Below are 14,329 nucleotides of genomic sequence, written 5' to 3'. Positions count from 1 at the left end.
TATCTATCTCATTAAAAGCCTTGCGGGGCTTTTTTTGTTGATCGGAGACATTAAAGTGAAAGAAGCTCTTTAATAAAGAACAACTTGTTTGTCCTATTTTTTGTACAGTATGATTTCCTATAATTCAAAACATAATGAAAAAGGAAAATAATTAAATGCGATCTATCATGGACTTCTGGGCGAGCTTTCGACTGCTACCTTCTGCATGGTTGCTGCTTGTGCAATTTATCCTACTCATTTTGGCCATGCTCACTTTTCATGATGTATTTTACCGGACCCTAACGTGGGCTTTAGGAGTGCTTGCCCTACTTATTATTGCTAAGGTCATTCGTCAAACCCCAATGTTTACTTTTCTGGGATTAACTTTTGTCAGTGGAGCGATTATATCCTCCGTCTTTATTTTATTAGGCTATAACAATTTAACGATTCAGATTTTTGCCCATAGTTGTGAAGCGCTGGCTTACTTTTCGGCTGCTTACGGTTTATTTCGTTATATGTTTGCTGATCGATATTTAACAAGAGATGAATTATTTGCAGCCGCCGCGGTTTTTACTTTGCTTGCTTGGGGCTTTGCATTCCTCTACAACATTTGTCAGCTATTGATTCCTGCTAGCTTCCAAAATCCAAACAATGTTCATCATTTGCAGACTTGGTTAGATCTACTGTTCCTGAGCTTTAGCTTACAGTCAGCAACAGGTTTATCTGATTTAATGCCGCTTAGTCCACCAGCACGCGTTTTAGCCATGCTACAAATGTTTTGTGGCGTGATGTATCTCGCTTTGATTGTCACACGTTTAATTGCTCTACAGTACATTGCCCATCCAACAAAAAAGGATTCTGACAAATAAAGGAGAAGGTGTTTTAATTTTTTACACCTTTGTAACTGCAATATTATTTAAGTTTATTTAAAGTATTATCGGCTTTCTCTATTGAAAGATTTAACTTTGTTCATTCTGTGAATGTCTTTATTGGCTTTATGCCTGTCACTTTTCATTAAAATAACATGGAGGAGTTATGCCTTCCAAACAACCAGGTTGGTTCGCAAACGTTAATCCTAACGTATTTTTTGGTACGGTCATTATCATTGCTTTGTTCTTGGCAGTTGTGGTGATCGCCCCGAGTTCTTTTGAACTTCTAACGCAGCAATTAAAACAATGGATCACCGATTCATTTAGCTGGTTTTATGTTTTATCTGTTGCTTTCTTTCTCATTTTATTGATTTATATCGCCTGTTCATCAATAGGTCGGATTAAATTAGGACCTGACCATAGTCAGCCTGAATATAATAATGGGTCTTGGTTTGCCATGCTGTTTACAGCAGGGATGGGTATCGGTCTCATGTTCTTCGGAGTTGCCGAACCTGTCATGCATTATGTTAATCCACCAAGTGGAGATGCTCAGACTATTGAGGCAGCACAGCAAGCATTAAGGGTGACCTTCTTCCACTGGGGCTTGCATGCGTGGGCTATTTACGCAGTGGTCGGATTGGCATTGGCTTATTTTGCTTATCGACATAATTTACCCTTAAAGACTCGTTCAGCCCTCTATCCACTGATTGGTAAAAAGATTTATGGGCCTTGGGGCGACAGCATCGATATATTCGCAACCATTGGTACAGTATTTGGTGTAGCAACTTCTCTCGGGTTTGGCGTTACCCAGATTAACTCTGGTTTACATTATTTGTTCGGTGTCGAGCAAAGCACCCATATTCAAGTATTACTCATTATTTTTGTGAGCATTTTAGCTTCCTTGTCTGTGTTCTTAGGTCTAGATAAAGGGGTTAAACGTTTATCAGAGCTAAACTTAGTCTTAGCCTTAATATTATTAGTCTTTGTTTTTATTGCTGGTCCTAGTATTTATTTACTCCAGACTACTATTCAAAATACTGGTCAATATATCTCTAATCTTTTTACCATGACATTCAATTTATACGCTTATCAGCCAAATGGATGGATTGGTGGTTGGACAATTTTATATTGGGCTTGGTGGATTTCTTGGTCGCCATTTGTGGGTATGTTTATCGCAAGGGTTTCACGTGGTCGTACCATTCGAGAATTTATTGTAGGGGTTCTCCTCATCCCGACAGGCTTTACCATTATCTGGATGGGCTTTTTAGGAAACGCTGCATTATTTAGCATTATCCATGAACATCAAACCACTCTTATTCAGGCTGTTCAGCAGGACTCATCAGTAGCTCTATTTGAGTTTTTAGGGCATTTGCCGTGGTCAGGCGCCATGAATATTCTGGCTACCATTTTAGTGGTTTTATTCTTTGTGACCTCTGCTGATTCGGGAGCATTGGTAACAGACTACTTAACTGCAAAAACTGAAAATTCACCAACTTGGCAGCGTTTGTTCTGGACAGTACTGATGGCTGTACTCGCCATTATTTTATTGTTAGTCGGTGGTTTGGCTGCACTTCAATCTTCAATCATTATGAGCGCATTGCCGTTTACTGTGGTTATGCTGTTCATGAGTTGGGGATTAATCAAAGCATTGCATCTTGATGTCACGAAAATGCAAGCTATTCAAGAAGCACGTATTACCCCACGTGCCATTCATAATCCAAGAAGCTGGCAACAGCGGCTAGGTTTAATCATGCACTATCCTCATAGTGAAGAAGAAGTAAGAGAATATATCGAAAAACAAGTGGCTCGTGCGTTTGAAAATATCAAACATGAATTTAGACGCCGCCATTTAGAAGTTTCAATTACTCAACTTGAGGATGGGATGCAGCTTCGGGTCGATCATCACAATGAAATTAATTTTATTTATAAAGTTGTTTCACGTGAAACAGTGCCACCAAGTTTTTTAATTGGGCGTACTGAAGCCGAAGATGGGCAATATTTCCAAGCCGAAGTATTTTTAAGAGAGGGTGGGCAGAACTATGATGTAATGGATTGGACCCAAGAAGATTTAATTCAGGACATTATCGATCAGTATGAACGTCATCTATATTTTTTAAATATTGTACGAAGTTAAATTTAGCTGTAAAAAAAGGACTCAATTGAGTCCTTTTTTAATTCGATTTCTAAATTAAATTAGAAACGGAATTTAGCATTTAAGCCGATAGTTTGTGTATCACGTGGGTTGCCATCTTTCGCATTTGCTTTAACGAAGTCAGCACCAACTGCTACAGCAGGAGTGATGAAGTATTGAGTGTGACCACCCCAAACATGATCGTAACCAGAATTAAATGCAGACACATCAGCAAAAGATGCACCAACACTTAACTTAGGAGTTACGAAAAGATCAGTTTTCATGCCGTAAGCATTGTCTTCAGCAAATACACCAAATGCTTCAAAACCAATAGCCATGTTAGTGCCATCGATGTTGCCAACATATTTAGTACGAGCAGTTACAGCATCTTGTTTGTCAGCAATAGCTGCTGATTCACCAACTGCTTTAACGATACCGTATTTATTAACGCCAAAAGCATCCAATGATTCTTGGTCAGCTACACTTGTATAACCAACAGCAACTAAGAAGTTAGGTAACAACATTGCACCAGCTTCTAATGCATAACGGTCACCATTGTCATCGCTTACGCCATCTTTATAATCATTGATAGTATGATTGTAAGATGCGCTAGCATAAACTGGTAAGTAAGGAGTTGGAAGGTATGCTTCACCCTTAACACCATAAGTATGAGATTCAACGTTTACAGTATCTTTCTCATCATATTTGATATAGTTATAAGCAACAGAAACGTTAGATGCTTGGTTTAAGAAAGCTGCTTCAGCTAAAGGACCTTTAGAAGCATCTACATTTTTTAGGTAATAAGTACCTTGAGCAGTACCAGTGAAGTTTTTATCGTTTGCAGTTGTGTCAACATATTCAGATTGACCTTGAACTTCAAATTGATAAGCATGAGCACCGGTCATGGCTAATAATACAGCAGTGGCTAAACCAAGTTTTTTCATAATCATTTCCAGCATTAACAAGAGATAAAGCTGGGGTCATTGTATTGTAACAATTTATGAAGTCAATAATCTAGAAAAGGTAATGTTAAAGATATTTGACACTTATGTTAAAATTGGTGAAAAACTAATCAAATGAAAAGTGGTTTGTCAACCTGATAAAAAAATGAACATTTACAATAAGCTAATAATTATATTTCATTAAGAATTAAGAAGTAAATGTTAAAAAGATATTACAATTGTGATTGGAAAAATAGATTGCATTAATCGGTTTTAACATTAACAAAAATATAGCTGTGTTTACAATGTGAATAAAAAACCGCCATTTTATTGTCAAATTCGTTTTATTTTGAGGAATAGTTAACAATATTTGGATTAGTTTAACTAAAAAATTTAACTATTCTTAATTATTATATAAGTGAATAAAATAAAAGAAATCTCTATTTTAAGTTGAAAAAACGATTAAAATTTTAATCCTGATTAATTTAATCAACTTTACAAAGGTAGAAGTAAATCACATAATTCGATTGCAAAGTTCACTGCCTAACGCTTTTTAGGATTTAAAGTGCTTGCCCAGATACGATGTGTAGAACACATCAGATTTTACGAGCTCAGCTTTCCCCAAGGTTGAGCTTTTTTTTATCTGTAAGAAAATCTAAAAATTAAAATAAGAGTTATGTGAATTTTATTGAAAAAATGAGAGGCTAAAAAGAGCCCAGCTTAAAGCTGGGCAGCGGATGCTGGGAGAGGCATCCAAGAGGACAAGTAAATACTGTTTTTACTATCATGATTAAAAATCTTTAATCTGTAAAATAGAGTTTTTTTATAAAAAGCATTCAATTTTTCGATTCATTTTGTTATTTAAGCTGACAAAATTTAGGGATCGTATAATTATTAAAAAAGAAATGAAGGGGTTAATGATGAAATTTTAGTTATTAAAATGCTAGGATGGATTTAAGCCTAATTTATATCGTATTAAAAATGGCAGGACATTTACGGAGTACCAGCTAGAAATGTCAGGATTACGTTCAGAGCATATTAGTAATCGACTGTTCTTTTTTATGCTGGTTATTATTTTATCCTTATTATTCATGGCAGTACCTCTTATTGTAGGAAGCTATCAGGATTATATAAAAACTAGACAAGCCCTAGCTGAAATAAAAAGTTTAAGAGCAGTAGCCGATATTGCCTATAAAGTTTCTAAGGAACGTGCTCCTGCTAATAAAATGATGTCGAGTGGTCCTCATGATTTAGTAAAAAATCAGCAAGAATTAAAAAAATTTCGTTTAATTGTCGATGCGCAAATTGATACAAGCATTTTAATTTTAAAACAAGCTGGTTATGTTTCCTTAGCCAATGAGCTGCAAACCAATTTTAAAGAAAATCTTAGACAAGCCCGACATGTGGTTGATTATTACGGTGAAACTCCATACACAGCAAGAACTTCTGTTCAACTGGATAATGCCATTTTAGGGATGTTTGGCGCATGGGATAATTGTAGGGAAATACTGCAAAAACTAATGTTGCAGTTAAAAAGTAAAGATAGCCGTATCTCTAATTATTTTACGCTTATTATTGTGCTGACTGATATGCGTGATCAGGCTGGGCGTATGGCCTCTAACATTATTGCTCCCGTCAGTTTTAATGAAGAGATTCCAAGTAATAATCGTGCACGTTCATTACAAACTCAACACCAAGCTAGATATTTATGGATTTTGGTCGATACCTTACAGCCTGAACAGGCAAAAACTCCAGAATACCGTCGGTTATATTCTAGAGTGAAAACAGAGTTTATAGATCAGGGTATTCCGATTGTAGAAAGGCTATTAGAAGAAAGCCAAAAGAGCGAACCATATTTTTTAAGTGGTACACAGTTAACCGAAGCAATTGTAGGTAAATTTACCACTGTGGTTGATTTGCAGAGTTATATTCTTAATGAGAGTGTGGTCATTGCCACTCAAGAAAATGCAATTGCTCGAAATGGTTTCTTTTTAACTTTATTTATTTCTCTAATTTCTTTAGCAACAGCATTACTTACTCTGATATATGCGCAAAGACGAGTATTTTCGCCTTTAATTAAAGCGAGAACTTTAATTTTAGATTTATCGCATAGTTCTGATGATTGTAAAGATGAGATGAATGTCACCACCAAAGGTGAATTTTTTTCCCTATTTGAAGCAATTGACCGATTACAACGTATGTTGCAACAACGGGACGCTTTTGAATTTCAGTTAAAGAATATTGCCAATACTGATCCACTCACTGGAGTCTCCAATCGTTTAGCTTTATCTGAATATTTAAAAATTGTTGAAAGTTACCCTCAAAAATTTACGCAAACCTGTTTAATGATTATTGATATTGATCGTTTTAAACAGGTGAACGACCAATATGGGCATATTGTAGGTGATCGCGTCATTGTCAGTATTGCCGAGCAATTAAAGCAAAATATTCGAAGTTCGGATTTAATTGTTCGTTATGGGGGAGATGAGTTTTTAATATTGCTAGAGCAGGTGCAATTTATAGATGCTCGTCTTTTAGCAGAGAAAATTCGGATTGCGATTTCTTTAGAAGAAATTTGTTTATCTGGTTCAGATGAAAAATTGCATGTCTCTGTCAGTATTGGTTTTGCCATAGGAGCGGCGAGTTGGATAGAGCTTTTAGAGAAAGCTGACCGTTCGCTATTAAGAGCAAAAGCCCGAGGACGAAATGCAGTTGAGGGATAAAAAAGCCGGAAATAAATTCCGGCTTTTTTATTCAATAACTTATTTCAACATCGGTTTTAAGAAACGACCTGTGTGGGAAATCTCAACCTCAGCCACTTGTTCAGGTGTACCTTCGGCAATGATCATACCACCGCCCGAACCACCTTCTGGACCTAAGTCGACAACCCAGTCTGCTGTTTTAATCACATCAAGGTTATGTTCAATCACAACAATGGTATTCCCCTTGTTACGTAGCTCATGCAAAATGTCGAGTAATTTGGCAATATCATGGAAATGTAGACCTGTTGTTGGTTCATCCAAGATATATAAAGTTTTACCCGTATCTCGTTTTGCTAACTCACGTGCGAGTTTTACACGTTGTGCCTCACCACCAGAGAGAGTGGTAGCAGCTTGACCTAAACGAATATAACCTAAGCCCACCTGAGTTAAGGTTTCTAAGCGGCGGTGGATGACTGGAATGGCACTAAAGAATTCAGCAGCATCTTCGACAGTCATTTCTAGAACATCAGAAATGTTTTTGCCTTTATAGCCGACTTCAAGCGTTTCACGGTTATAACGTTTGCCATGACATGCATCGCAAGGCACATACATATCTGGTAGGAAGTGCATTGCGACTTTGATCATACCGTCGCCTTCACACGCTTCGCAGCGTCCGCCTTTTACGTTAAACGAGAAACGACCAGCACTATAACCACGGGCTTTTGCCTCTGGGGTTTGAGCAAATAACTCACGGATTGGCGTAAATAACCCTGTATAAGTCGCTGGGTTAGAACGCGGTGTACGTCCAATTGGGCTTTGGTCAATATCAACAACTTTATCTAGATGTTGAAGTCCATCAATCGAGTCAAACTTTTCAGCGGTTAAAGTTGTTGCACCGTTGAGTTGTGTAGCTGCTAATGGAAGCAAAGTACGGTTAATCAGGGTTGACTTACCTGAACCTGAAACGCCAGTCACACAAGTCATAATGCCGAGCGGAATTGTTAAGTCGACATTTTTTAAGTTATGACCTGCTGCACCTGAAAGTTTGATGACTTCATCTGGACGTGGTGATTCAGTACGCTTTTTTGGCACTTCAATTTTGAGTTTGCCCGAAAGATATTGACCTGTAAGTGAATCGGCATGTTTAGCCAGTTCATCATAAGTCCCTTCAGCAATAATCACACCGCCGTGTACACCGGCACCTGGACCGATATCAATAATATGGTCAGCAGCACGGATTGCATCTTCATCGTGTTCAACAACTAATACCGTGTTACCTAAATCACGTAAGCGAATGAGCGTTTGCAATAAACGATCATTATCGCGTTGATGTAGACCAATTGAAGGTTCATCGAGCACATACATGACGCCCATTAAACCTGCACCAATCTGCGAAGCTAGACGGATACGCTGCGCTTCACCACCAGATAAGGTTTCTGCAGAGCGAGCCAGACTTAAATAATTCAGTCCAACACTCACCAAGAAATGTAAACGCTCTCGAATCTCTTTAAAGATTTTATCTGCGATTTCGCCTTTAGCACCTTCAAGGTTTAAGCCTTGATAGTAGCTTTCAGCATCACCAATCGACATGCGGGTAATGTCAGCAATGGTTTTGTCTTTCACACGAACATGACGTGAAATTTCATTAAGACGTGAACCATCACATGCATCACACGCTGCATTAGAAAGGTACTGAGCTAAATCATCACGTACATAGTTACTTTCAGTTTCACGGTAACGACGTTCAAGGTGCGGCAAAATTCCTTCAAATGGTTGCACGCGAGTGTGTTTACGGCCACGTTCGTCGATATAGCTTAAATCAACTTTTTCTTTGCCCGTACCTTGTAAGAATTTCTTTTGAGTGTCTTTATCTAGCTGGTTCCAAGGTGTATCAAGTTGAAAACCAAAATGGTCGGCAACTTTTTGCAGCATGGAATAATAATATGGACGCTGACGATCCCATCCACGAATAGCCCCTTCACTAATTGCAAGGTCAGGATTTGGAATGAGCTTTTCAGAACTAAAATGACTACGGGTACCTAAGCCATCACAAACAGGGCAGGCACCGAACGGGTTGTTAAATGAAAACAAACGTGGCTCAAGCTCTGCGACAGCGCGATCACATTCAGGACACGAGTGCTTTGCAGAAAAAACGCGATCAGGATGTTCACCATTCATCCATGATAAAACTGCAATATCGCCACCTAAACGTAGTGCGGTTTCAAATGATTCTGCAATACGGTTACCTAAGTCTTCACGTACTTTGAAGCGGTCAACAACGACTTCAATGGTATGTTTTTTCTTTTTGTCGAGTTCTGGTGGTGTATCAATATCAATGATTTCACCATCCACACGGGCACGAACAAAACCTTGACCTTGTAGCTGCTCGAACAAGTTACTGTATTCACCTTTACGCTCACGAACGACAGGAGCAAGCAACATGAGTGCTGTGCCTTCCTCAAGGGTTTTTACTGCATCGACCATTTCAGAAACAGTTTGCGCAACCATTGGTAAGTCATGTTCTGGGCAATATGGTGTACCGACACGTGCATAAAGCAAACGCAAATAGTCATAAATTTCGGTAATCGTACCGACGGTTGAACGTGGGTTATGACTGGTAGATTTTTGCTCAATGGCAATCGCTGGTGATAAACCCTCAATCGAGTCGACTTCAGGCTTTTCCATTTGCGATAAAAACTGGCGGGCATACGCTGAAAGTGATTCGACGTAACGGCGTTGTCCTTCGGCGTATAGGGTATCGAAGGCAAGAGAAGATTTTCCTGAACCTGATAACCCCGTAATTACCACAAATTTGTCGCGTGGAATATCGAGGGACACATTTTTTAAATTATGGGTGCGTGCGCCTCGAATACGGATATGACTTTGGCTCATAAAACATCTCAATTATGTATTGATGAAAATTTAGGTGTTGATTGCTCAGTCGCAGAGAGGTGTGACTGGTTATAAACAACAGACCCTATATATGATAACGATTTAAAATTGTTCAAGTGGTACAAAATGATTTAAAGCGACAAATTGTGACGGTTAAACGACAATCGACAAAATTTGTTTAATTAAGCAGATTGTATTTTTAACATTCCTCACTTCAGATTTCTACTCTAAGCAAATTTTAACCAGCAACATAACTTTACTAGACGACTGGTCTAATAGTTGTTTATGATGTATGCATGAAACGATTAAATAAAAGTGAAACCACACGACAGCACATTTTAGATACCAGCTTTGAGTTGGTGCTACGAAAAGGGTTTGTCGGTGTTGGTTTGCAAGAAATTTTAAAGGCTTGTGACGTACCTAAAGGTTCGTTCTATCACTACTTTGCTTCGAAAGAGGCATTTGGCTGCGCATTGCTAGAGCAATATATGGCTGACTATAAAGTGCGTATGGAACAACTTTGGCAACATAGCGAGCAAAGTGCTCATGCCCGTTTAATGGCTCTATGGCAGGCATGGATTGATGATCCGGTAAACGGTAGCTGGGCTGAGAACTGCCTGATTGTGAAACTGGCAGCCGAGGTTTCTGACTTATCGGAAGATATGCGTCAAATTCTCAATGACGGTGTGCACAAACTAACGCAGCGTTTGGCTTTGCTACTCAAAGAAGGGCAACAAGAAGGATCAATTCCAAAACACGTTGAGCCTTTAAAAACTGCGCAAGTCATGTATCAGTTATGGTTAGGTGCTGCTTTACTCACAAAATTGTCGCAAGACAAAGCACATCTACATCTAGCTTTAGAAACCACCCAACAACTCTTAAAACCGATAGAGGAATAAAGCATGCGAAGTATTATCCATCGTAATTTTGGCGAACCTATAGACGTTTTAGAGCAGGCGGATATGCCAAAGCCGGAACCGAAAGCAGGCGAAGTACGTATTAAAACCATCATGTCTCCGATCCATAACCATGATGTATGGACAGTACGTGGAAGCTATGGCTACAAGCCGACCTTACCTGCAATTGGTGGTAGTGAAGCAGTTGGTATTGTTGATGCGTTGGGCGATGGGGTCACTCATTTACAAGTAGGGCAGCGTATTGCAGTTGCGGCTGTGCATGGCAGTTGGGCTGAATACTTTATTGCACCAGCACAAGGGCTTATTCCGCTCAATGATGAAATTGATGATGAGACAGCAGCGCAGCTGATTGGTATGCCAATTAGTGCTCTCATGCTATTGGACTTTGTAAATGTTCAACCGGGTCAATGGCTCATTCAAAACACGGCGAATGGCGCAGTAGGTAAAACGGTTGCCATGATTGCGCAGGCACGTGGTTTACCTGTCATTAATTTAGTTCGTCGTACTGACGCAATTGCAGAGATGCAAGCATTAGGTATTCAGCATATTGTTGCAACTGATCAACCTAACTGGAAAGAGCAAGTTAAACAAATTCACGGCGACCAACCTCTGATTGCTGGTGTGGACTCGATTGGTGGCAGCGCAAGTGGTGAAATGCTTAATCTGCTCAGTGAAAATAGCCTGCTTGTTTCATTTGGCAGTATGACTGGTGAAACTATGCAGATTTCATCTGGTGATCTCATCTTTAAACAAGCGACAGTAAAAGGTTTCTGGGCGAGTGTGGTCAACAAAGAAATGCCGGCAGCGCGTAAAAAGGAACTGATTGTTGAGTTATTAACGTTAGCAACTCAGAAAAAATTAATCCTTCCTGTAGAAGGTGTGTTTAGTTTTGATGAGATTAAAACAGCTGCCCAAAGAGCAACGCAAGGTGCTCGTCAAGGCAAAGTGTTGTTAAAGCCCTAACACATAAAAGATCAGTCGAGAGACTGATCTTTTTTCATATCTTTAAAATAAAAAGGAAAATTGTATGATCGGACAAGTTTTAGTGGGTTTAATTGCAATATTACATGTCTATATTTTAGTGTTAGAGATGTTTTTGTGGGACAAACCCTATGGCATGAAAGCCTTTGGAAATAATGCAGAAAAAGCAAAACTCACCAAAGTCATGGCACAAAACCAAGGTCTTTATAATGGCTTTTTAGCTGCGGGTTTATTCTGGGCTTTATTGGCAGATGCACCGTTTGCAACATCAATTGCCAACTTCTTTTTAGGCTGTGTGCTCATTGCGGGTATTTATGGCGGACTGACAGCCAGCAAAAAGATTATTTATATTCAGGCAGTTCCAGCTTTGATTGCATTGGTTGCTGTTAATTTTCTTTAAAAAGCGCAAAATACAGCGTTTTGGGCTGGAATGACCAGATAGGATCAGCGCATGTGGGCGTTATTTTTAAAATGTATGTTGGGGGCTGGGGTTGTCCTCATTATTTCGATTTTATCGAAAAGTAAGGCATTTTATATTGCAGGCTTAGTCCCGCTTTTTCCTACATTTGCTTTGATTGCTCACGTGATTGTTTTTCAGCAAAAAGGGGCGGAGGCGTTACAAAAAACAGCTCTGTTTGGTCTATGGTCACTTATTCCCTATGCCATTTATTTAATTGCTGTTTATGTGCTGGCAACGCGTATGTCGATGTGGTCTTGTCTAGGACTGGCAACTTTATGTTGGGTGGTGGCCGCGGCAGGTTTGATTTACGGTTGGCAGTTGTTTCAAAGTTAAATTTAAGGCTGACCATTTAAATAATTAAATGGTCGAAGCCTCATCTTGATTTAGATATGATCTAAACCTAACCATTGTCTTTGATGGTAGGCGCTATCCCAAAACAACCATTCAAGTTTTGCACCCATGGTGTAAGCAGCATGCATTTTTTCTAAAGTGTCTGCATCACAACGTGCAGCAACTTTATCTACTGTCGCAATCACATTACGAACGGCGGTATGGAACTCTTCACCTGCGTAAGTATCAATCCATGCTTGGTAAGGATTATTAGGAATTGATTTGTTCACAATATCTTTACCGACTTCGGCGTAAATCCAGAAGCAAGGTAAAAGCGCAGCGAGTACAACAGGATAGCTTTCAGACCAAGCAGTGGCTGTCAAAAATGAAGTGTAATGGTGGCCTGCTAATGTTAATGGGGTATTTTTAAATTCTTCTTTAGTTACACCAAAATTTTTCATGAAGTCATCATGCAAACTACGCTCCACTACAATTGCAATTTTAGCTGCATCTGAAAATTGCATAATATCGTCAGCCTCAAAGGCCTTTGCTGCTGCAACAGCAAGCACACGACCATAGGCCACTAAATATTGAGCATCTTGAATAACATAATGACAAAAAGCTTCTTTATCTAAAGTACCGTTAGCAAGTTCCTGATTAAAAGGCAGGTCGAGAATTTTTTGATATAAATTTAAATTGCGTTGCCAAAGTTCTTGAGAAAAAAGCATAAAAACATTCCATTTAAATTAAGACAGCTGAACCAGATTTTAAATCAATTTTAAAATACAAAAATAATAATGATAGATATATCGAAAGAAAATATTTAATACGATTAATGAGTTAATTAAATATTATAAATTTCTTTATTAAACAGAGAGATAAAGTAAAGGGAATCACGGCACAAAACAACATCGTTTTGTGGTTAATTATCGATATAATAGCGGCGGTTTTTAAGAAAGATTAAATTTATTCTTGGTATAGGTCTGATCCATGAAGCATTTCCGATTTTCGATATTTTTTACGGTGGTGTGTTTAGCACTATCCGCGTATTGGGGTTTTACCCATGGACCTGAAGCGGGCGTGTCTACCATGCTTAAAGCTTTAACAATTACAGCCATTTTAGCTGTAATGGAGGTCTCTTTATCTTTTGACAATGCTGTCGTAAATGCATCGGTTCTACGTAATTGGGATCCGTTCTGGAAAATGCTCTTTTTAACGGTAGGTATTTTAATCGCCGTTTTTGGTATGCGTTTAATTTTCCCGGTGGCGATTGTTGCCGTGACTGCGGATATGGGAATGATTGAAGTAGCTAAATTGGCACTCAATGATCCGAAAACCTATTCTGAACGTTTAATGGCACATCACGCTGAAATTTCGGCTTTTGGTGGAACATTCCTATTACTGGTGTTCTTAAACTTCTTCTTTGATGAAGAAAAAGAAACCCATTGGTTCAGATGGCTTGAAGCTAAACTTTCTAGTTTAGCAAGCGTGCCAGCAATGTCTGTCTTTATTGCTCTAATTGCGATGTTAATTATGGCAGCAAATGTTGATGAGTCGCAGCGCCTTGTGGTGACTATGGCAGGTATTTGGGGCATTGTGGTTTATATTGGCGTTGAAGTATTAAGTCATATGTTAGGTGGTGAGCCTGAAATTGACGAAGATGGCAATGCTATTATGAAAGATGGATCGGGCGCGGCTTCTGGCGTAGTTAAAGCGGGTATAGGTGGTTTCTTATATCTTGAAGTATTAGATGCATCATTCAGTTTTGATGGCGTGATTGGTGCTTTTGCAATTACTAGCGATGTTGTCGTGATTATGCTGGGCCTTGCGATCGGCGCTATTTTTGTCCGTTCAATGACAGTTTACCTTGTTGAAAAAGGCACACTAGATGCCTATGTGTTCTTGGAACATGGCGCGCATTATGCGATCGGTGCTTTAGCATTCATTATGATTGCAAGTGGTACTGGCGTACATGTACCTGAAGTTGTTACTGGTTTAATTGGTGTAGCGTTTATTGTTTGGGCTGTTATTGCTTCAATTCAATATTCAAAGCGCGAGCAACAGTCGCCTTAAGCTAATTTTCAGTAAAGTTCGATAGAATAAAGAGGCTAAATGCCTCTTTATTTT

11 protein-coding genes are annotated in these 14,329 nt (G+C 39.0%); 8 read left to right on the top strand and 3 right to left on the bottom strand.

The features are described from left to right. Window positions 1–155 precede the first annotated feature (155 nt). Both RMA94_RS05080 and RMA94_RS05075 read left to right on the top strand, forming a co-directional pair. On the top strand, window positions 156–848 hold the full coding sequence (locus tag RMA94_RS05080; protein ID WP_032004975.1) for an ion channel: 693 nt from the start codon (window positions 156–158) through the stop codon (window positions 846–848). A 166-nt stretch (window positions 849–1,014) separates the two neighbouring features. Then, window positions 1,015–2,982: a choline BCCT transporter BetT gene (locus RMA94_RS05075; RefSeq protein WP_130173084.1), complete on the top strand. Its 1,968-nt coding sequence runs from the start codon at window positions 1,015–1,017 to the stop codon at window positions 2,980–2,982. Between the two features lie 59 nt (window positions 2,983–3,041). Here RMA94_RS05075 and omp33-36 read toward each other — a convergent pair whose 3' ends face one another. Continuing rightward, window positions 3,042–3,923, bottom strand: coding sequence for a porin Omp33-36 (omp33-36, locus tag RMA94_RS05070; protein ID WP_130173083.1), 882 nt, complete (start codon window positions 3,921–3,923; stop codon window positions 3,042–3,044). A gap of 1,010 nt (window positions 3,924–4,933) precedes the next feature. Here omp33-36 and RMA94_RS05065 point away from each other — a divergent pair. Beyond that, on the top strand, window positions 4,934–6,643 hold the full coding sequence (locus RMA94_RS05065; protein ID WP_311082090.1) for a GGDEF domain-containing protein: 1,710 nt from the start codon (window positions 4,934–4,936) through the stop codon (window positions 6,641–6,643). 39 nt (window positions 6,644–6,682) lie between these two features. On the opposite strand, the gene uvrA is transcribed toward RMA94_RS05065, so the two are convergent. Continuing rightward, window positions 6,683–9,514, bottom strand: coding sequence for an excinuclease ABC subunit UvrA (gene uvrA / locus RMA94_RS05060; protein ID WP_032004969.1), 2,832 nt, complete (start codon window positions 9,512–9,514; stop codon window positions 6,683–6,685). Window positions 9,515–9,810: 296 nt separating this feature from the next. On the opposite strand from uvrA, the gene RMA94_RS05055 reads away from it, so the two are divergent. The 4 genes from RMA94_RS05055 to RMA94_RS05040 all read left to right on the top strand — a co-directional run bounded on the left by RMA94_RS05055 (window position 9,811) and on the right by RMA94_RS05040 (window position 12,205). After that, window positions 9,811–10,413, top strand: a complete 603-nt coding sequence (locus tag RMA94_RS05055; RefSeq protein WP_017387551.1) for a TetR/AcrR family transcriptional regulator — start codon at window positions 9,811–9,813, stop codon at window positions 10,411–10,413. Window positions 10,414–10,416: 3 nt separating this feature from the next. Beyond that, window positions 10,417–11,394, top strand: coding sequence for a zinc-binding dehydrogenase (locus tag RMA94_RS05050; RefSeq protein WP_311082088.1), 978 nt, complete (start codon window positions 10,417–10,419; stop codon window positions 11,392–11,394). 64 nt (window positions 11,395–11,458) lie between these two features. Continuing rightward, the gene (locus RMA94_RS05045; RefSeq protein ID WP_311082086.1) at window positions 11,459–11,812 is read left to right on the top strand and encodes a DUF1304 domain-containing protein; all 354 of its coding nucleotides are present in this window, start codon (window positions 11,459–11,461) and stop codon (window positions 11,810–11,812) included. A gap of 51 nt (window positions 11,813–11,863) precedes the next feature. Beyond that, window positions 11,864–12,205, top strand: coding sequence for a GlpM family protein (locus tag RMA94_RS05040; protein WP_005804458.1), 342 nt, complete (start codon window positions 11,864–11,866; stop codon window positions 12,203–12,205). Window positions 12,206–12,255: 50 nt separating this feature from the next. Here the strand turns inward: RMA94_RS05040 and tenA are convergent, their stop codons facing one another. Next, a complete protein-coding gene (tenA, locus tag RMA94_RS05035) occupies window positions 12,256–12,930 on the bottom strand; it encodes a thiaminase II (protein ID WP_005066884.1) in 675 nt (224 codons plus the stop codon). Window positions 12,931–13,192: 262 nt separating this feature from the next. Between tenA and RMA94_RS05030 the strand changes: the two genes are divergently transcribed. Further along, window positions 13,193–14,275 carry a DUF475 domain-containing protein gene (locus RMA94_RS05030; RefSeq protein ID WP_005066886.1) on the top strand — a complete coding sequence of 361 codons (1,083 nt, stop codon included), beginning with the start codon at window positions 13,193–13,195 and terminating at the stop codon, window positions 14,273–14,275. The last annotated feature ends 54 nt before the right edge of the window (window positions 14,276–14,329 follow it).

The sequence above is a fragment of the Acinetobacter sp. V115_6 genome (assembly GCF_031799025.1).
Taxonomy (GTDB): Bacteria; Pseudomonadota; Gammaproteobacteria; order Pseudomonadales; family Moraxellaceae; genus Acinetobacter; species Acinetobacter pittii.
The sequence above is the reverse complement of the archived record's forward strand: the minus strand, read 5'-3'. Positions and strand labels throughout refer to the sequence as shown.